This window comes from Paenarthrobacter sp. YJN-D, assembly GCF_015040335.1.
Classification (GTDB): domain Bacteria; phylum Actinomycetota; class Actinomycetes; order Actinomycetales; family Micrococcaceae; genus Arthrobacter; species Arthrobacter nicotinovorans.
Genome location: NZ_CP053549.1, coordinates 1410922 through 1428359, shown reverse-complemented (window position 1 = coordinate 1428359; position 17438 = coordinate 1410922). Strand labels below are relative to the sequence as shown.

Here is a 17438-nt window from a genome sequence, read left to right as displayed (position 1 = left end):
CACGAAAGGACACTGATCCCCATGGCCATCAGCCTCAAAACCACCTCCGGCAAAATCCTCGCCTCCGTCGCACTGGTCGGCACCGCAGCCGCCGTCGCCGGCATGGGAACCTACGGCGCGTTCACCTCCTCCACCTCCGCCTCCCAAGCCGTCACCGCAGGCACCGTCACCATCGCCCTGGGCGCCCCCGGACCAGCCAACACCCTCAACGTCCCCATCGCAGGCCTGCTGCCCGGCGACAAAGTCGAAAAACTCGTCACCCTGGCCAACACCGGCAACTCCGACCTGAACAACGTCACCCTCACCACCTCCGCCGGCGCCACCGCCTCCCTCCTCACCACCGACACCACCAACGGGCTGCAACTGACCATCGAAAACTGCTCCACCCCCTGGACCGGCACCGCCGCCCCCTACACCTGCGCCGGCACCAAAACCACCGTCCTGGCCAACGGCCCCGTCATCGCAGCGAACAAAACCCTGAACAACCTCACCTCCCTGACCTCAGCCAAGACCGACAACCTCAAAGTCACCACCGCGTTCCCCACCACCGCGGACAACACCTTCCAAGGCGCCACCTCCACCATCGCCTTCGCCTTCACCGGCACCCAACGCACCGAAACCACCAAATAGACCACCCCAAACCCCGCCGGGCCTGATCGGTTTCCTTTCCCCCCAGCCCGATCAGGCCCGGCGAGCCCTGAAACTCCAACGGCCCCGACACGCTTATGCAGATGGCGTATCGGGGCCGTTGGCCTATTCAGAGCTCGAGGGAAGTGCTACGAGAATCGCCCTGGACGGAACGTCGCGAGCATCGGATGCTTCTCGCCGGTCAGGATTTCTCCGGAGAGCAATTCACCGGCAATGAGCCCCAACGTCGCACCGGAGTGTGTGAAGGCAACGAAGCAGCCCGGCACCTGACCCAGTTCGCCGAACACGGGCTCGCCGTCCCCCGGAATGGGCTTGTAGCCGATCTTCCACGACGCCGGCTTCAGTTCCGGGTTGCCGGCAATGAGTTTGGAAGACTCGTCGGCCAGCTCCTGGACCACCTCATCGGGGATGGTGAATGAACCGTCGGCGTGCTCGGTGATGCGCTCCTCGTACCAGTCGTGATCCAGCGCGAACGTATTTCCCGGGTTGGGGCGCACAGCGGCCCGCGGCGTGTTCATCACAGCGGTGACATTGTGCTCCACTGGCTTGGTCACCACAAGCATGGACACCGGGGAACCGTTGGGAATGTCAACGCCCAGAGCCTTGACGACGGCGGGTGTTGCGGCACCGCAGGCAACCAGGACGGCGTCCGCGGCGTACGTATCGCCTGCCGCGGTTTCGACGCCGGCGGCCCGGCCGCCGTCGACCGTCACCGAGACTTTTCCAGCGTTCAGAACGAGGTTGCCGCCCAAGGCGTGGAAGTCTTCCATCAGGAAGTTCACCAAGTCCGGGAGGCTGACCCAGCCTTCGCCCGGGTTAAAAATGGCGTTTTCGGGAACAGCGCGTGCATCAATACCCGGGGTGACCGACTCGATCTCATCCGGAGCCAGCAGTTTGGAGTCGTAGGCGATGGACTTTTCGTAAGCGTGCCGGGCTTCCGTGACTTCGCCCTGCCCGGCCGCGTTCCACATGAGCCCTCCCCCGAATTGCAACCACTCGCGGCTGGGATCGGTAGCAAAGAGCGTGCGGTACCGGTCCACCCCGGCTACGCGAAGCTGGTGGTAGGGCGTGGAGCGTTCACCGGCCGAGTTGAGCCAGGACAGAGAACGGCCCGTAGCTTCGCTGGCGAGGCCCTGCTCGCTCAGGAGGGTCACAGAGGCGCCCTGGCGGAGCAGGTGGACTGCGGTGGAGACGCCCAGGATGCCGCCTCCGATAACGGCAACGTGCTTGGTGGAGGACATGGTTCTCCCTTTCTATGTGTTGATGCGGTGAAACGCCGTTATGCGTAGGCGTGAATGTTTTCGATGATCCTGAGGGTTTCCAGCGCTTCTGCAGCTTGCACGGGCAGCTGGCCCTGGCCCCGGAGCGAGGCGGCGAGTTCCCTGTAGAACCGGGGGTAGTCGCCCTTTTCCGCGGGGACAGGCGTTGCCGAACCGTCGATTCCCAGAACGCCCCAAGACTCCTGGGACTCCACACCGTAGGACGGGTCCGACGGCGTGACGCCCGCTGCCAGCGCGGGTTCCTGGCCGTCGAGTCCCCATTTGGTGTAGCCCGCCTTGGAGCCCAGCACATGGAATCGCGGACCCACTTGCGCTGCCATGCCGTTCATCCACAGCCGCGAGCGGACGCCGGATTCGTGGAGCAGGGAGACGAAAGCCTCGGTGTCCGCAGCCTCAGGATGCGGCCCGTGGTTGGCGACCTCGCCGTAGCTCTCCGCAACCGGCCCGAAAAGCTGGATCGCCTGGTCTATCAAATGCGCCCCGAGGTCGTGGAGGATCCCGCCGCCTTCGGCCAGCGTTGCCGAATCGCGCCAGTTGCCGAAACCTTCGGGCCGCCACCACTCGAACCGGGATTCGAAAGTGCGCACTTCGCCAAGCCCGCCGTCCCGCACAAGCTTCCGGAGCGTAAGGAAGTCAGCGTCCCACCGGCGGTTCTGGAAGACCGTAAGCTGCACACCGGCGTCGGACGCGCGGGCCAGCAGCTCCTCGCCGTGCGCAACCGTGGACACGAAAGGTTTGTCCACCACCACGTTCAAGCCATGGGCGATCGCCGTTGCCCCGAGTTCCAGGTGCGTCAGCGGCGGGGTTCCCAGCACCACCAGGTCCAGCTCGGCGGCGCGGTTGAACATGTCCTCCGGTGTGGGCACGATCCTGGCTTGAGGGTAGAGGCGAGCGGCCTCGGCGGCCCGTTCCGGGTCCGCCGTCACAATCACGTCCAGCGAATAGTTCGGGTCCGCTTCGATGAGCGGTGTGTGGAAGACCTTGCCGGAAACACCGAATCCGACGACGGCGGTCCTAATGGGTGCCGCTGTTGCCGCGCCCATCACAGGACTTCCGAGAGGAACCGCTGCAGGCGTTCGCTGCGCGGGTTGTCGAAGAGCTCGGTGGGTGTGCCGATCTCCACTACCTCGCCTTCGTCCATGAACACCACTTGGTCGGCGACTTTACGGGCGAAGCCCATCTCGTGGGTGACCACCAGCATGGTCATGCCACGCCGGCCCAACCCGGCCATGAGGTTCAGGACGCCCTTGACGAGTTCCGGATCCAGCGCACTGGTGGCTTCGTCGAAGAGCATGACCTCCGGTTCCATGGCCAGTGCCCGTGCGATGGCGACGCGCTGCTGCTGCCCTCCGGAAAGGTCCCGGGGCCGGTGGTCGGCGCGTTCGGCGAGACCGACCTCGGCGAGTCGGCGCCGGGCGCGCTCCCTGGCCTCGGCCTTGGACATGCCCTTGACGCTCCAGAGTGCGAGTGCGACGTTCTCCAGGGCCGTGTGATCCGGGAAGAGGTTAAAGTGCTGGAACACCATGCCGATGCGGGCCCTCAGGATGTCAGGCTTCACCTTGAGGGCACTTTCGCCGGCCAGGAGCACGTCGCCGCTTTTGGGCTCGTGCAGGCGGTTGGCGCCGCGCAGGAGCGTGGACTTGCCGGAGCCGGATGGACCGATGATGCAGGTGGTGGTGCCCGGGGCCACGGTGAGGCTGACGTTGCGGAGTACTTCCACGTCCCCGTAGGCCATGGTCAGGTTCTGCAGTTCCAGGCTGGATCCGTGGAACTTTTCGATGTCCTGGCTGGTCTTGTTGGTGCTGGTTGCACTGCTGCTGGTGAGGTTCACGTGTTGCTCCCGGTGATGAGCGGCGAGGCCGCGTCGAGTTCCTTGACTTCCTTCAGCCCGCTGGTGGGTGCCGTGGGACGACGGCGGCCGGTGCGGAACTTGTTGTCGAAGTAGTTGACGAGGTGGGTCAGGGGAACGGTGATGATCAGGTAGAAAATGCCCGCCATGACCAACGGCGAGAGGTTGCCGGAGAGCACCGCCGCGTCCTGGCCCACCCGGAACAGTTCCCGCTCGCTGACAAGGAGGCCCAGGAAGTAGACCAAGGAGGAATCCTTGACGATGGCGATGAACTGGTTCACCAAGGCCGGGAGTACCCGGCGAACGCCTTGCGGCACCACTACCAGCGCCATGGATTTGGTGTAGCTCATTCCCAGTGCGCGGCACGCCTCTCCTTGGCCTTTGTCCACACTGAGGATCCCCGCACGGAAGATCTCTCCGATGTAGGCACTGGCGATGAGGCTCAGCGCAATGATTCCCAAGGGGTAGGGAGAAGGACCGAAGACCGACTGGCTCAACCGGGCAAATCCTTGGCCGATCAGCAGGATGGTGAGGATGGCGGGAAGCCCGCGGAACAGGTCCGTGTAGATCCTTGCCGGGATCCGCAGCCACTTGGAGCGCGAAATGCCCATGACCGCCACCACCATCCCCATCACTACGCCGAGGATGGTTGCTGCGATGGAAATGATGAGGGTGTTGAGGAGGCCAACTCCGAGGAGTTGGGGCAGCACTTCGACCATGGCGTCAAAGTCGAAGAACGTGCGGCTGATGGTATTGAGCCAATCCATTGAGTGCTCTCAGACGTTGGTTGGTTGGGCGGAACGGCTTACTTGGCGGCCGTGGGGGAAGGGCTGGAGGTCTGCTCGGCCTTGGGGAGGTACTGCTCGGGCATCGGTGAGCCCGGGAACCACTTCTGGTAGAGCTTCTTCCAGGTGCCGTCCTCCATCGCGGCGGCGAGGCCCTTGTTCAGTGCTTCCTTGAAGGCGGGCTTGTCCTTGGCGATCGCGAATCCTGCCGGGGCGTCGAAGGAGGGGATGTCGGCGGCACTGACCAGGCCGAACTGCTCCTGGTAAGCCTTGGCGGCCTCGTAATCGAGGAAGTGTGCATCCACGGACCCGCTGTTGACGGCGGCTATGGCCGTGTTGTTGTCAGGGAACTTCACAAGCTGGGCGGAGGTGAAGTTCTTCACCGCATAGGCTTCCTGGAGGGTGCCCTGGACCACGCCCAGGCGCTTGCCGTTCAGCCCGTCCACATCCTTGATGCCAGAGGTTTTCGTGGTGATGACCGTCAGGTAACCGGCCAGGTATCCGTCGGAAAAGTCCACGGTTTCCTTGCGCTTGTCGGTGATTCCGATAGCGGCCACGCCGACGTCGAACTGGCCGTTAGATACCGCTGCCAGAAGCCCGGAGAAGTCTTGGCCGGTGAAGACGACATTGTCCACGCCTGCCCGGTGGGCCACGTCCTTGAAGAGTTCAACGTCGAACCCTGTGAAGTTCCCGGTGCCATCGGTGAAGGTGTACGGCTTGGAGTCACCGAGGCTTGCTACGCGGATGGTGCCGGGCTGGATGAGTCCATAGGGGTTGTCGGCTGACGGTGAGCTGCTGGCCGAGGATCCACCACAGCCGGAAAGGGCGAGGATGGCCGCCAAGGCTGTGGCTGCGAGCGCTGCCGGGCGGAAGTTCATTTTGATCACAGCGTTGTCCAATCGTGGGAGGGAAAGCGGTGCTGTCAGGAGCCGCTGGAGATATTGCTCGATGTCGGGTCTTGCTGAGTCCGGTCTCAGTCCCTAGGATTGAGACCGGACTCACATCGATTGATTGAAATGTAGCGGAACTCACAAAGCCGCGTCAACACCCTTTCGGAAAGGTGAACATGAGCACTGACGGATCCCGACGGCGGGACGTGACGGTTGCCGACGTCGCCAAAGCTGCGCAAGTGTCCAAAGCCCAGGCGGCGCGGGCGCTCGGCAATTACGGCGCCGTCAGCGACGACGTCCGTGAACGCGTCCTCGCCGCGGCCGAGGAACTTGAGTATCGCCCCAACGAGCTCGCCCGCAGCATGAACACCGGCAAATCCAACACCATCGGGGTGGTGGTAGGCGATATTGAAAACCCGCACTTCGGGCTCGCCACCAGGGGCATCACGGACGCCGCCAAGAAGAGCGGCTACAACGTCATCCTCATCAACACCGACGAGGAACAGGCCGCGGAAGTGGATGCGGTCCGGGTGCTGCTGGACAAACGGGTTGATGGACTCATTGTTGCTCCGGCTTCCTCGGTGGAAACCGCACACCTGCGGCAGGTCCGTGAGTCCGGGCGTCCGCTGGTCCTGCTGGACCGTGCCGCCGAAGGGCTGGATGCCGAGACGTTCGCGGTGGACATGGGAGGCATCTCCTACGAGTCCACCAAGCACCTCATCGCGGCCGGACACCGACGGATCGCCTTCGTCTCCACGGTCCGGACCAATGCCCCGTACGTTGCCGGGATGAAGCTGGACTCCTCACAAATTTCAGACCGTCTGGACGGAATACACAGGGCCTTCGACGAAGCGGGCCTCCCGCAGCCCACCGATCTTGTCCGCCTCAACGCCGGCGACGCCGACTCCATCATGCGCATTACCCGCGAGCTGCTCCACGGCCCGGATCCCGCTACGGCCATCATCGCTTCGGACGGCCTTATCGCGTTGAGCGTGGTGGAAGCGGTGCAGAACCTCGGCCTCTCCATCCCGGAAGATGTCTCGTTCCTGATGTACGACGATTTCGCGTGGACCCGGCTCACCACTCCCCCGCTCACGGTCATCGCGCAACCCGTCTACGACATGGGCATGGCGGCGGCGTCAGCCCTGATCCGGCAGATCGAGGGCAGGAAATCAGTTTCCCCTGCCCCCGAACTGGCGGCGAGCTTGATTCAGCGCGGCTCCGTGGGGGCGCCCAGGAACGCCGACGCCCTCAGCAAGGCAGGCAGCTGAGGCTCAATCAAAGTTATTGGTGGCAAGCAGGAACAATGCCAACGCAAGGGTAAGGCGTACGCGGCCTTGGGGCGTTCGAATGTCAAAGCCCAGGGCAGTCGAAAACTCCGCCGCCCGGTGCTGAACGCTCGAATGGTGCAGATTGAGCTGCCCTGCCACAGCACGGAGGCTGCCTGCCTCCGCTATGGCCTCGAGCAAGGAATACGCCTTGGGCTGAGCCTCGATCAACCGCTTCAAGGCCGTCAGGTCAGGCGGTTCCCGTGTTGTGTCAGTGGCCACCCCTGCCAGGACTACCAAGCCGCCGAGCTCGCCGGCGTCCTGGATCTGATGGCGCGGGCTGGTGAGCCGGAGAGCCAGCAACGCCGTTTCCCACGAGAGGTAAAGCTCGCGGGGAGGTTTGGGAAGGCCGATTCCTGCCGGGGCGTGCTGTTCAACCATTGCACCGGCCGGGCGGATTGCCGCCTTGATGGCCCCGAAGGGGGTGTGCAGCAAAGCCGTGGGACCTGATCCCTGGGTAGCCCCGGGCGTTGCATGGACCCGGTACAAGGCGTCGCGGTTCAGATGGAGGAGTTGCGCCGCCTCCATGCGCTTGTCGTCGGAAGCGTCAGCGTCCAAGAGGGTATCCATTGCCCGCCGTGTTGCAGCGACAGGGCTCCTGCGGTCCCAGAAGATCCCAAGAGCGATGGCGAGCCGTTCCAGGATGAGCTCATCATTGGCGTACGCCGGGCCGGGGCGCTGGATCCAGGCTTTCCCGTCGACACCGAACGGCCTGGATGGCCAGTCGCCCTGCTGCCCGGAGATCTTCCCGCCCGAGGCATCCACGCAGACGCTCCTGCCGTCCATGGCATAGCCAACGGGGCACCCGCAGAGCGCCGCCGCTCCGTGGATGAGCATTTCCGCATTGGCCCGGCTGTTGACCAGGGCATCGAAATACGTAATGACTTTGAGGCTTTCCGAAGCCTCAGGGTCGAGCGCCTTGAGGCGCCACACCAGTCCTTGCATTTCCTACCGCCCACCACATCGTCAACCTTCGGGAACTCAATGGTGCTCCAGTCCTGCCGCTGCGGCAACAAACTGCAGCGGCGGGACAGGTCCATCAGGTGCCCAATATGCGTCGGAGCCACCTGGTCCTGGCTTCCCGGGCCAGGACCGAAAGCGCTGCCTGGGGGAAGAAAATATCGAAACCGTGGAAGCCGCCGGGCCAGACGTGCAGTTCCGCATCCCCTCCGCAGGCCCAGATGGTCGACGCGTAGGCCACGTCCTCATCCCGGAACACTTCGGCGGAGGCAACGTCAATGAAGGCGGGCGGCAGGTTCGAAAGATCGGCTGCGCGGGCAGGCGCCGCATATATGGATACCTGACTGGTTTTGCGGCGGTCACCCAGGAGGGCATCCCAGCCGGTGTCGTTGCTGGTCCGGTCCCAGACGCCGATGCCGTCGAACTGGTGGCTGGACAGGCTCTCGTTGCGGTCGTCCAACATGGGGTAGATCAGCAGCTGCCCTGCCAGGGCGGGGCCGCCACGGTCGCGTGACATCAGTGCCACGCCTGCAGCCAGTCCTCCTCCCGCGCTGGCACCCGCGACGACCAGCCGCTCGGGATCCACACCCAGCTCTTCTGCGTTCGCCGCCATCCACTCCAGGCCCGCATAGCAGTCCTCCACGGGTGCCGGATCAGGGTTTTCGGGGGCCAGGCGGTACTCCACCGAGACAGCCACCGCGTCCAGTTGCTCCACCCAGTCAATCAGGGAGTCCGCTCCAAGAAACCGGTCACCCATGACCATGCCGCCACCATGGATGTGATAGATACCGGGCCCTCCAGGGGCGTGGTCAGTTCGCTGGAAAACAGACACTGTGAGGTCGGGAGCACCCAACGGGCCCGGAACGGTCCGCTCAAAGTGCGTTACGGGGCGTCCCGACAAGAGATCATCGACGGGAGCCACAACGAACGACTCCCGCATTCCTTCAATCATGTCCGGGGTCAGGGTGGGAGCAATCAGGTCGCCCAGCGCCCCGAGGGTAGCCCCTAGTTCGGCATCAAATGGCGGCACTTTCCGTAAAGTTGTCATCTCGACCTCCATCAATTCCGGCCACCTCGTCGTGACCTGATGCAAGCCTAGGCGTCCCTGCGTGCTGCGCTAACCGCCAGCTGTCCGCAAAAGAGCGGGCCCTGACCGCCGCGTGGCGGGCCAGGGCTAGGCCTGGATGTCGCCTTCTTCGGGATCGTCGGCGGAACGGACGTCGCTCCGGATAATGCCCAACTCCTCGAGCCGGGCCGACATGCCTGCACCGTCCGGGGCATAGATCCAAGGAACCCCCGGTGTGGGTTGACCGCCCGTCTTCGACCGACCGCCTGCGAGGACCGCTTCGCCGGCCGAGAGTTGGCGGATGGCAATGGCCCGGACATTCTCCGGGTGCCGCTGGGCGAACTCGGAGTAAATGGCTTCGTCATGTTGTCCGTCGTCACCAACCAGGAGCCATTTGACGTGGGGGAACTCCTCCGCGAGGCGTTCCAGCGAGGTCCGTTTGTGTTCCTGGCCGCTGCGGAACCAGCGATCCGGCGTTGGGCCCCAGTCGGTCAGCAGCTTGGGACCAGCCGGGTACAGATTGCGGGAAAGGAAACGCGACAGCGTCGGGGCAACGTTCCAGGCCCCGGTGGAGAGATACAGTACCGGCGCCGACGGGGCCGTCCTGGCGATCCGTTCATACAGCACCGCCATGCCCGGAGTGGGAGTCCGGGCATGTTCGTTGAGCACGAACGTGTTCCAGGCGGCCAGGAAAGGCCGGGGCAGCGCGGTGACCATGACCGTGTCGTCGATGTCCGAGACGACTCCAAAGTCCGTGTCGTCCGCAACAATCCGCACGGGAGCCTCCACGACGTGGGACTCCCCCGACTGCAGCGTGATGGTGTGCCAACCAGCTGTCAGGGTCACCGGGATGCGCACATCAACCACACCGCCGCGGTCTGCGACGACGTCATGGACGGAACCGGCCACAGTCACCTTTACCGCGGCGTTGGCTACAGGAGCACTCGTGAAGTTCCGCCAGCCGCGCATGCTTTCCTGCAAGGGCTTTGCGTGACCTGCAGCGTCGCGCGGATCACTTCGCACCACGCGGGCCAGCACCCGGACCCAAGTCGTCGAGCCGTAGCCCGTATACGGAATCACGGTCTCCACCCGGCCACGCCGGATGGCAAGGCGGGTCTGGAAACCCAGCCACGCGTCGTCGAGCCTCATGGCCAGGTGGCGGCGCCCCTTGCCCGCAGGCTTGGGACCGTCAGTTTCGACGACGTCGGGCTGGGGGCGCGGTTTCACGGGACGGGAAGACATGTGTCCAGTCTTCCACGGCCCGCTCGCTGCGGCACCGCTTCCCTCCAGCCCGCACGCATTACGCAACAATCCGCTACGGCCTGCGCTCCGGGCTCGCCTGCACGACGATGTTTTTCCCCCACAGATCAGCCGCGTAGCAAGTGATGAGAATGAGACGCCCCGGCACCCTGTCCCAGATCTCACTGTCCCGCAGGGTGTCCTTGTACTCCGTTGCCACCGAGTCGACCCTGAACTCCAGAAGCCCCTCCGCGGTTGTGACGGTGATGCGGTCACCCGCCTGCGCGAGGGTGCTGATGTTGTTGAAGGGAGATGCCTGTCCATCCCAGCTATGTCCCACCAGGTACGTGGTGTTGGTTGATCCCGCACCCGGCATGCCGTACGGGTCCAGCCAATACGCATCGTGTGTGTAAGGCGGGACGATGGAACCCAGTTCCCGTTCGGCCTCCGTCGGGGCAAGGGGCACGATCGCCTGGTCCATCCCGACCCTCGCGTACGTTATGTGCAAGGGTGGCGAACCGGTCGCCGCTGCGACTGCCTCGCTGGGCGCTGGCTGCGGCGCGGGTGCAGCAGCAGGTGCCGTGGAGGGTGCCGCAGAAGCGCTGATCGAAGTGAACGGCTGTATAGCGCTGACTGCCTTGGATGGTTCACCTGCCGCGACCGTTGGCCCGGAATCAGTGGCGGCCTGCGTTGACCACCCCGGAAGCAACGCCGCCAACAGCACTACAGCCAGGGAGCCGATGACCGCCGTTCGCCGTTGTTTCCAACGCCCCGGCGAACGGCGGTGCCTGCCTCGCTGCACAGATCCTCGACGCAAGCTGCTAGTCCCGCTGGTTTTCCCTGCGAATAGCAATCAGGAAGCGGATGCCCAAGGTCAGAATTCCTGCACCGCCCAGGGCCACCAAGATCGTGCCGAGCACGGCCGTGCGGCTCATGGGCTCCGTGTTGGAAACCCTTGCTGCAGTGTCCACGTTGGTGCCCTGATTCCTACCCGTCCCAGCCAAGGGTGCGGACTGGACCGGAATGGCGCCGTCAGTGGAAGTGGCAGTCGGGGTCGCGGTCGCCGTCTCTGTCACTGTCTCCGTCGGGGTCGCGGTCGCCGTCTCTGTCACCGTCTCCGTCGCGGTCGGCGTCGCAGTCGCAGTCGCCGTCTCTGTCACCGTCTCCGTCGCGGTCGCGGTCGGCGTCGCAGTCGCCGTCTCTGTCACCGTCTCCGTCGCGGTCGGCGTCGCCGTCGCAGTCGCAGTCGCCGTCTCCGTCGCGGTCGGCGTCGCCGTCGCAGTCGCAGTCGCCGTCTCTGTCACCGTCTCCGTCGCGGTCGGCGTCGCCGTCGCTGTTGCAGGTGGCGCGGAGGTGGTGGGGGTCGTGACGCAAGCGGGTGCGGTTACCACGTTGGTGTCCAGGGAAACCTGACCATTACGCGCCAGGAGCCGCCCCTCCACCACTGCGTTGGTCTGGGCTGTAATCGACGTCAGCGCAAGTACGGTGCCTTTGAAGCTTGAGGCAGTGCCCAGGGTTGCCGAGCTGCCGACCTGCCAGAACACGTTGCAGGCTTGGGCGCCGTTGGTGAAGATGATGCTGCTGGCGGACGCAGTAATCAGCGTGGACGCCACCTGGAACACGAACACAGACGCCGGATTACCCTGGCCATCCAGTGTCAGCTGGCCGCTGAGCGCCAGCGACGATGTTGACTTGTAGACACCTTCCGTCAAAGTCTGGCCAACCAGGTCGCCCGATACGCTCGCCGTCAACGCTTGCCCTGCCGCATTGTTGTAGGCGGTGGTCAGATCCGACTGTGCTTGCAAAGCCACCGCGTCGGCCGCGTGGATTGTGCCAGCAGCGGTGCCGGGCGGAAAGCCGGTAATGGCGGTGCCGGGGCTCAGGCCCAGGTCTCCTTGGAGGGTGGTGGGGCCGGTGTTGGTCACGGTGGTGGCGGCAAGGACCGAGTACGACCCCGCAGTACCCAGGTTTACCGGCGTCGCCGCAAATGCAGGTGATTGTTGGAGCATGATGGCACCGGCAAGGAGAAGAACTCCGGAGGCGGCCCCCACTGTTACCGACGTGCGCCGGCGGCTCGATCCCGCTGAATGTATCCCTGGATTTTTTCGCGCGGAGCTATGGTGCATGGCAGTTCCTTCCCCCAGCGGGGCGACCGCCCCAAAGCAACTGCCCAACAGGATGCGGGGGAGCTATACAGCGGACTGTACGCCTGCGATCGCGGTGTGCCTAGGGCCGGCGATGGAGCGATAAGCCGGTGCGGGAGCGCCCCGGCGACCCCTCCATCCGGCCGTTTTGGGTATCGTCCCTGCTCAAACCATCAGGGTGCTGACTATCGGCGTTTAGGGATGGCTTTCCAGCACGGATTAATTACTCCAAAATATTTATGAAATACGGCGACGGCGGCAGCCGGGACGCGGACAGCCGCCCCTAAACAGCCGTTGTAGGAGCCCGGCCCTCGTCACCGTGCTGCTTACGCGCTTGCGCAACGCGAAGTCGATCCAGCCGGTTCATTAACGGCGCGGTGGTAGCCCCGTGGACCACGATGGACAGCGCCACCACCAATCCAACCATTGCCCACAGACTGTGGGCCTCGTCTTCGAAATGTCCGTGGCTGATCGCAAAGGCAATGTAAAAGAGGGAGCCGATCCCTCGAATTCCAAAGTACGAAATGGCCAGGCGTTCGCGGGGTCCGGTCTTTCCACGCATCAGCCCTATCCAGCCGGCCACGGGCCGGACCACCAAGAGGAACGCCAGGGCTACCAGCACTTCACGCCAACCAATGCCTTCCAAAAGACCACGGGCAATAGCGCCGCCAAGGAGGACCAGGATCACCACGGTCATCAGCCGCTCCAACTGCTCTACATAGCTGTGCAGGACCTGGTGGTAGGCGTGGTTATGCTCGGCGGAACGGATGGTCAGGGCACAGATGAAGACTGCGATGAAGCCGTATCCGGCCACCAGCTCCGTAGCGCCGTAGGCCAGGAACGTGGCCGCCAGGGCAACGAAGCCCTCGGAGTGCTCGGACAGGCGGAAACTCTTTCCCTTGGCAGCGAAGAAGATCAGGCTCAACAGCTTGCCCGTGCCGAATCCGATCAGGACCCCCGCGGCAATCCGCCAGAGCAAATCAACACCCACCCACTCCCCTGACCACGCAGCCGGCGCGGCTCCCACCAGGCTGATGAGGATGGCGAGGTACACAAAGGGGAAGGCAAGCCCGTCATTCAAGCCGGCTTCCGAGGTCAAGGCAAAGCGCACCTCGTCCTCGTCCGGATCCTCTTCGCTGTCCGCAGGTTTTCCCACCTGGACCTCGGAGGCCAGCACCGGGTCAGTGGGGGCAATCGCGGCCGCAACAAGAATGGCGGCGGCGAGCCCCAACCCCAACACCCACATTCCCAGGAGCGTCATCACCAGGATGCACAAGGGCATAACGATGCCAAGCAGCCGCCAAGTGGTTGACCACCCGCGCCAACGGAACGGTCGGTCGAGGGCCAGACCTGCGCCCATCAAGGAGATGATGACGCAGATTTCAGTGAGGTGGGTAGCGAACTCCCCGTAGCGGACAGGATCAGGGTCCGGCAGATCCGGAAGCAGAGTGAACGCCAGGATTCCGCTGCCAAGAAAGACCATCGGCATGGACAGCGGCATGCGTCGCAACAGTTTTGGCAGGACGGCAGCGGCCAACACTGCAAAGCCTGCTGAGAGGAACAAGATGCTGGGGGCTTCAAACACGAATAGTCTTCTTCCTGCCGCGCCGTTCGGCGCGTCCAAGAAGCCTAGCCCCGCCGTGCCCGTCGGGGCTATCCCGCAACGCTGCGCATCAGCCGGTTCCTGCGCCATGGATCCAATGGCATCCGGGAACCAATCTTCCGTTGACGTAACCCAGGTCACGTCGTAGGATTATGAATCGATTCAAGACGAGGTTTGTTCTTTGCCAACGACGCCAGAGGAGTACAGCGACGTGACCGTCATGCACCGGAGGGAGATCCCTCCAGCACCCAGCGAAAGCATCGCCCGAAAGGACCCGAAGAAGGCCGCCATGAGCGGCTGGATCGGCAGCGCACTGGAGTACTACGACTTCGCCCTGTACTCGCTGGCAGCAACGCTCCTGTTTCCCACGATCTTCTTCCCCACAGAGAATCCCACGGTGGGAATCATCGCTTCCTTGGCCACCTACGCAGTGGGATATGTTTCGCGACCCCTGGGCGCAGTGGTCCTGGGCGCTTACGGTGACAGGCACGGACGCAAGAAGGTGCTCGTTTTCGCGATGCTGCTCATGGGTTTCGCCACCTTTGCCGTCGGTCTCCTCCCCACCTACGGACAGGTCGGACTCCTGGCCCCCGTCATGCTGGTGATCCTCCGCCTGATACAGGGCTTCGCCGTCGCCGGCGAACTCGGCGGTGCGAGCGCGATGATCGTGGAACATTCCCCCGACGCCCGGCGGGGATTCTTTGCCAGCTTCAGCCTCCAAGGCACGCAGGTCGGCTCGATTCTGGCCACGGCAGTGCTGATTCCCCTGGCCGCCCTGCTGCCGGATGAAGAGTTCCACTCCTGGGGATGGCGGCTTCCCTTCCTGCTCAGCGCCGTAGTGATCGTGGCAGGTTACGTTATTCGCCACCGGGTGCAGGAGCCACCGGCCTACCTGGCACAGTCCGAGGCAGCCCCCGCCAAACGCCGGTTCCCATTGGTCGACCTCCTGCGCACCCACCCCTGGGTCCTGGTCCGCTGCATTGCCATGACCTTCACCAATGTCATCGGCATGGCAACCCTGATCTTCGGGGTTTCGTTCGCCACCCAGAAGGGCTACGGGATCGGCTTCTCCAGCAGCGAGTTCCTCTGGGTGACCATGGCCGCCAATGTCACCGCCGTCCTCACCATTCCGGCGTTCGGCGCACTCTCGGACAAGATCGGGCGGCGTGCTTTGATGGTGGCCGGCGGCATGACCGGGGGGCTGCTGACCATGGGCTACCTTTGGGCCATCGAACAGCGGAGCCTGCCCTTGGTGTTCGTCTGCGTTGTGATCGTCCAGGGCATCCTCTTCCAGATGTGGAACGCCACCTTCGCCACGTTCTTCCAGGAGCAGTTCCCCATGCGGATGCGCGTCACGGGATTCGCGGTGTCCCAGAACATCGGACTCATGATTGCCTCGTTCTTCCCGAGCCTGTTCACCGCAATTGCCCCCCCGGGGTCTGCCAACATCCCCATGGTCATCGGGCTGACAACGCTCGGCATCTGCATCATCTCAGCCATTGCCACCCTCAAGTCTTCCGACACCAAGGGCAAGACACTCGAGGAGCTTGAGGCCCGCTGAGGGCGGCGCCGGGACCGGCAGGTTCCGGACCAGGAGGCAATCCGGCTAGGAAGCCTGGCCCAATGCAGCGTCGATCAGCACTTCGGCGGCCTGCCGCGCTTGTCCCGCAGCCTCGGGCGAGCCGGCGATGGCCGCCGTCGTTTGCGCCCCCTCGGCGAGGATTGAAAGCTGGGGCGCCAAGTACGCCGGCGCACCGGCCCCGGCGGCGAGGCCTGCAACGTATTCCTGGAACGATTCCTTATGCTTCCGCGCATACTCAGCTACTTCGGGGCTGACAGCACCCAGCTCCGCGAAGCTGTTGATGAAGCCGCAGCCCCGGAACGAATCCTGGCAGAACCATCCGGCGAGGTAGTCAAAGATGGCCAGGAGCTTGCCCCGCGGATCCGGGGCCTTGCGCACCATCGCGTCCAGCCCCTCGGTCCAGGACTCGTGCCTGCGCTCCAGAACCGCCATGACAATGCTGCTTTTGGACGGAAATTCCTGGTAAAGCTTTTTCAGTGAGACACCCGCCGCGGTCCGCAGCTCGTCCATACCCACCGACTGGATTCCTTTGGCGTTGTAGAGCCCGTCAGCCGTCGCGACGATGCGGTGCCGGACCTCGGAAATATCCATACCCCAATACTACTTGAAATGAGAACGATCGTTCTATAGTATTTGTTAGCAGAGAGAGAACGATCGTTCTCTACTTCGAGGAAAGGGAACAGAATCATGGGCTTCATCAAAGTCGGAACTGAGAACACCACGGATATCGAGCTCTACTACGAGGACCACGGCTCAGGCCAGCCGGTTGTCCTGATCCACGGCTACCCCCTTGACGGCGCCTCCTGGGAAAAGCAGACCGCCGCCCTCCTGAACGCCGGTTACCGCGTCGTCACCTACGATCGCCGCGGGTTCGGCAAGTCCAGCAAGACCACCACCGGTTATGACTACGACACCTTCGCAGCCGACCTCAACGCAGTCCTTGAAACGCTCGACCTGCAGAACGCCGTCCTGGTCGGTTTCTCCATGGGCACCGGCGAAGTTGGACGCTACATCGGCACGTACGGCGAGTCCCGCGTTGCCAAGGCCGTCTTCCTCGCTTCGCTCGAGCCGTTCCTCCTCCAGACCGACGACAACCCAACGGGCGTCCCGTCCTCCGTGTTCGACGGCATCCGCAACGCCGCCATCGAAGACCGCTACGCCTGGTTCACCAACTTCTACAAGGACTTCTACAACACCGACAACTTCCTCGGAAACCGGCTCAGCGAAGAAGCCCTTCGCAACTCCTGGAACGTCGCTGCAGGCTCGTCCTGGTACGCATCGTTCGCCGTGGTGGACACCTGGCTGACCGACTTCCGCTCCGACATCGAAAAGGTCACCGTTCCGTCCCTGATCGTCCACGGAACAGGCGACCGCATCCTGCCCATCGATGCCACGGGCCGCGAATTCACCAAGCGCCTGCCGGCGGCGGAATACGTCGAGATCGAGGACGCACCGCACGGCTTCCTCTGGACGCACGGCGCTGAGATCAACGAAATCCTGCTCAGCTTCCTGGCCAAGTAGACCTCACCGGCCATCCGCTTAAAGCACGACGGCGGCGGGTCACCTTCGGTTCCATGGGAGCCGAGGGTGGCGCGCCGCCGTCGTCGTGTCTGGTACCCCGAAGCTAGTGCCTGGTACCTCGAAGCTAGTACTTGGAGAAGAACGTGGAGTATTGCAGGTAGATTTTGAGCCCCCCTGCGTCACTGGAGACTCCGGTACAAGTCTTCCGCATGGTCCAGAGGTTCATCGGTTCGCAGCGTTCCTGCGTCAGCCCCATCTCCGCTGCAATCGACTGCGATGTCTGAGGTGGCTTGACGTTTACGGTCATTACCCGGGAACAGCCTCCCGAACCACAGTGTGTGCTGATCGCCCCGGCTTCGCTGGGCGACGGAACGGTAAGGAACGACGAGTCGGCGGGCACCGCACCTTCGTCGATGGCAGTCCAGAAAATGGAGCCGATCCACGCCATCAACAGGATTCCTGCCGCCACTACGGAAAAGCAGCCGCTGCGCTGACGAGTCACCATAAATTCCCCCAAATCGAAATTCCCAGACTACATGGCGC

General features: G+C 63.8%; 17 protein-coding genes. 4 read left to right on the top strand and 13 right to left on the bottom strand.

Going from position 1 to position 17438, the window contains the following annotated elements; translation table 11 throughout:
• The first annotated feature begins 21 nt into the window (after positions 1 to 21).
• Positions 22 to 630: a TasA family protein gene (locus HMI60_RS21165; protein WP_193590801.1), complete on the top strand. Its 609-nt coding sequence runs from the start codon at positions 22 to 24 to the stop codon at positions 628 to 630.
• A gap of 146 nt (positions 631 to 776) precedes the next feature.
• Here HMI60_RS21165 and HMI60_RS06800 read toward each other — a convergent pair whose 3' ends face one another.
• From HMI60_RS06800 to HMI60_RS06780, 5 genes are read right to left on the bottom strand one after another with little or no spacing between them, the layout of a single operon-like run.
• Positions 777 to 1889, bottom strand: a complete 1113-nt coding sequence (locus HMI60_RS06800) for an FAD-binding oxidoreductase (protein ID WP_039239539.1) — start codon at positions 1887 to 1889, stop codon at positions 777 to 779.
• A gap of 38 nt (positions 1890 to 1927) precedes the next feature.
• Positions 1928 to 2971 (bottom strand): Gfo/Idh/MocA family oxidoreductase, encoded by a 1044-nt coding sequence (locus tag HMI60_RS06795; protein ID WP_110505425.1) that lies wholly within the window; start codon positions 2969 to 2971, stop codon positions 1928 to 1930.
• Entirely contained in the window at positions 2971 to 3759 is a 789-nt protein-coding gene (locus HMI60_RS06790; RefSeq protein WP_305082346.1) for an amino acid ABC transporter ATP-binding protein, read from the bottom strand. Before HMI60_RS06790 ends, HMI60_RS06795 begins: the two co-directional genes overlap by 1 nt.
• A complete protein-coding gene (locus HMI60_RS06785; protein ID WP_018780091.1) occupies positions 3756 to 4544 on the bottom strand; it encodes an amino acid ABC transporter permease in 789 nt (262 codons plus the stop codon). Before HMI60_RS06785 ends, HMI60_RS06790 begins: the two co-directional genes overlap by 4 nt.
• Positions 4545 to 4582: 38 nt before the next feature.
• The gene (locus HMI60_RS06780; RefSeq protein WP_181423337.1) at positions 4583 to 5440 is read right to left on the bottom strand and encodes an ABC transporter substrate-binding protein; all 858 of its coding nucleotides are present in this window, start codon (positions 5438 to 5440) and stop codon (positions 4583 to 4585) included.
• A 188-nt stretch (positions 5441 to 5628) separates the two neighbouring features.
• Between HMI60_RS06780 and HMI60_RS06775 the strand changes: the two genes are divergently transcribed.
• On the top strand, positions 5629 to 6723 hold the full coding sequence (locus tag HMI60_RS06775) for a LacI family DNA-binding transcriptional regulator (protein ID WP_079582663.1): 1095 nt from the start codon (positions 5629 to 5631) through the stop codon (positions 6721 to 6723).
• A 3-nt stretch (positions 6724 to 6726) separates the two neighbouring features.
• Here HMI60_RS06775 and HMI60_RS06770 read toward each other — a convergent pair whose 3' ends face one another.
• The 6 genes from HMI60_RS06770 to HMI60_RS06745 all read right to left on the bottom strand — a co-directional run bounded on the left by HMI60_RS06770 (position 6727) and on the right by HMI60_RS06745 (position 13774).
• Positions 6727 to 7725: a helix-turn-helix domain-containing protein gene (locus HMI60_RS06770; protein WP_189076890.1), complete on the bottom strand. Its 999-nt coding sequence runs from the start codon at positions 7723 to 7725 to the stop codon at positions 6727 to 6729.
• 94 nt (positions 7726 to 7819) lie between these two features.
• Complete coding sequence (locus tag HMI60_RS06765; RefSeq protein WP_193590800.1) at positions 7820 to 8788, bottom strand: alpha/beta hydrolase; 969 nt, start codon at positions 8786 to 8788, stop codon at positions 7820 to 7822.
• Between the two features lie 126 nt (positions 8789 to 8914).
• The gene (locus HMI60_RS06760) at positions 8915 to 10048 is read right to left on the bottom strand and encodes an App1 family protein (protein ID WP_079582669.1); all 1134 of its coding nucleotides are present in this window, start codon (positions 10046 to 10048) and stop codon (positions 8915 to 8917) included.
• A 73-nt stretch (positions 10049 to 10121) separates the two neighbouring features.
• The gene (locus HMI60_RS06755; RefSeq protein ID WP_055974349.1) at positions 10122 to 10526 is read right to left on the bottom strand and encodes a class F sortase; all 405 of its coding nucleotides are present in this window, start codon (positions 10524 to 10526) and stop codon (positions 10122 to 10124) included.
• A 340-nt stretch (positions 10527 to 10866) separates the two neighbouring features.
• Complete coding sequence (locus HMI60_RS06750) at positions 10867 to 12054, bottom strand: ice-binding family protein (RefSeq protein ID WP_227453673.1); 1188 nt, start codon at positions 12052 to 12054, stop codon at positions 10867 to 10869.
• 418 nt (positions 12055 to 12472) lie between these two features.
• Positions 12473 to 13774 carry a sodium:proton antiporter gene (locus tag HMI60_RS06745; RefSeq protein ID WP_193590798.1) on the bottom strand — a complete coding sequence of 434 codons (1302 nt, stop codon included), beginning with the start codon at positions 13772 to 13774 and terminating at the stop codon, positions 12473 to 12475.
• Positions 13775 to 14003: 229 nt separating this feature from the next.
• On the opposite strand from HMI60_RS06745, the gene HMI60_RS06740 reads away from it, so the two are divergent.
• The gene (locus HMI60_RS06740; protein ID WP_193590797.1) at positions 14004 to 15353 is read left to right on the top strand and encodes an MFS transporter; all 1350 of its coding nucleotides are present in this window, start codon (positions 14004 to 14006) and stop codon (positions 15351 to 15353) included.
• Between the two features lie 45 nt (positions 15354 to 15398).
• Here the strand turns inward: HMI60_RS06740 and HMI60_RS06735 are convergent, their stop codons facing one another.
• Positions 15399 to 15965 carry a TetR/AcrR family transcriptional regulator gene (locus HMI60_RS06735; RefSeq protein WP_039239524.1) on the bottom strand — a complete coding sequence of 189 codons (567 nt, stop codon included), beginning with the start codon at positions 15963 to 15965 and terminating at the stop codon, positions 15399 to 15401.
• Positions 15966 to 16061: 96 nt separating this feature from the next.
• Between HMI60_RS06735 and HMI60_RS06730 the strand changes: the two genes are divergently transcribed.
• A complete protein-coding gene (locus tag HMI60_RS06730; protein ID WP_193590796.1) occupies positions 16062 to 16895 on the top strand; it encodes an alpha/beta fold hydrolase in 834 nt (277 codons plus the stop codon).
• A 124-nt stretch (positions 16896 to 17019) separates the two neighbouring features.
• On the opposite strand, the gene HMI60_RS06725 is transcribed toward HMI60_RS06730, so the two are convergent.
• On the bottom strand, positions 17020 to 17400 hold the full coding sequence (locus tag HMI60_RS06725) for a hypothetical protein (protein WP_227453672.1): 381 nt from the start codon (positions 17398 to 17400) through the stop codon (positions 17020 to 17022).
• Positions 17401 to 17438 lie beyond the last annotated feature (38 nt).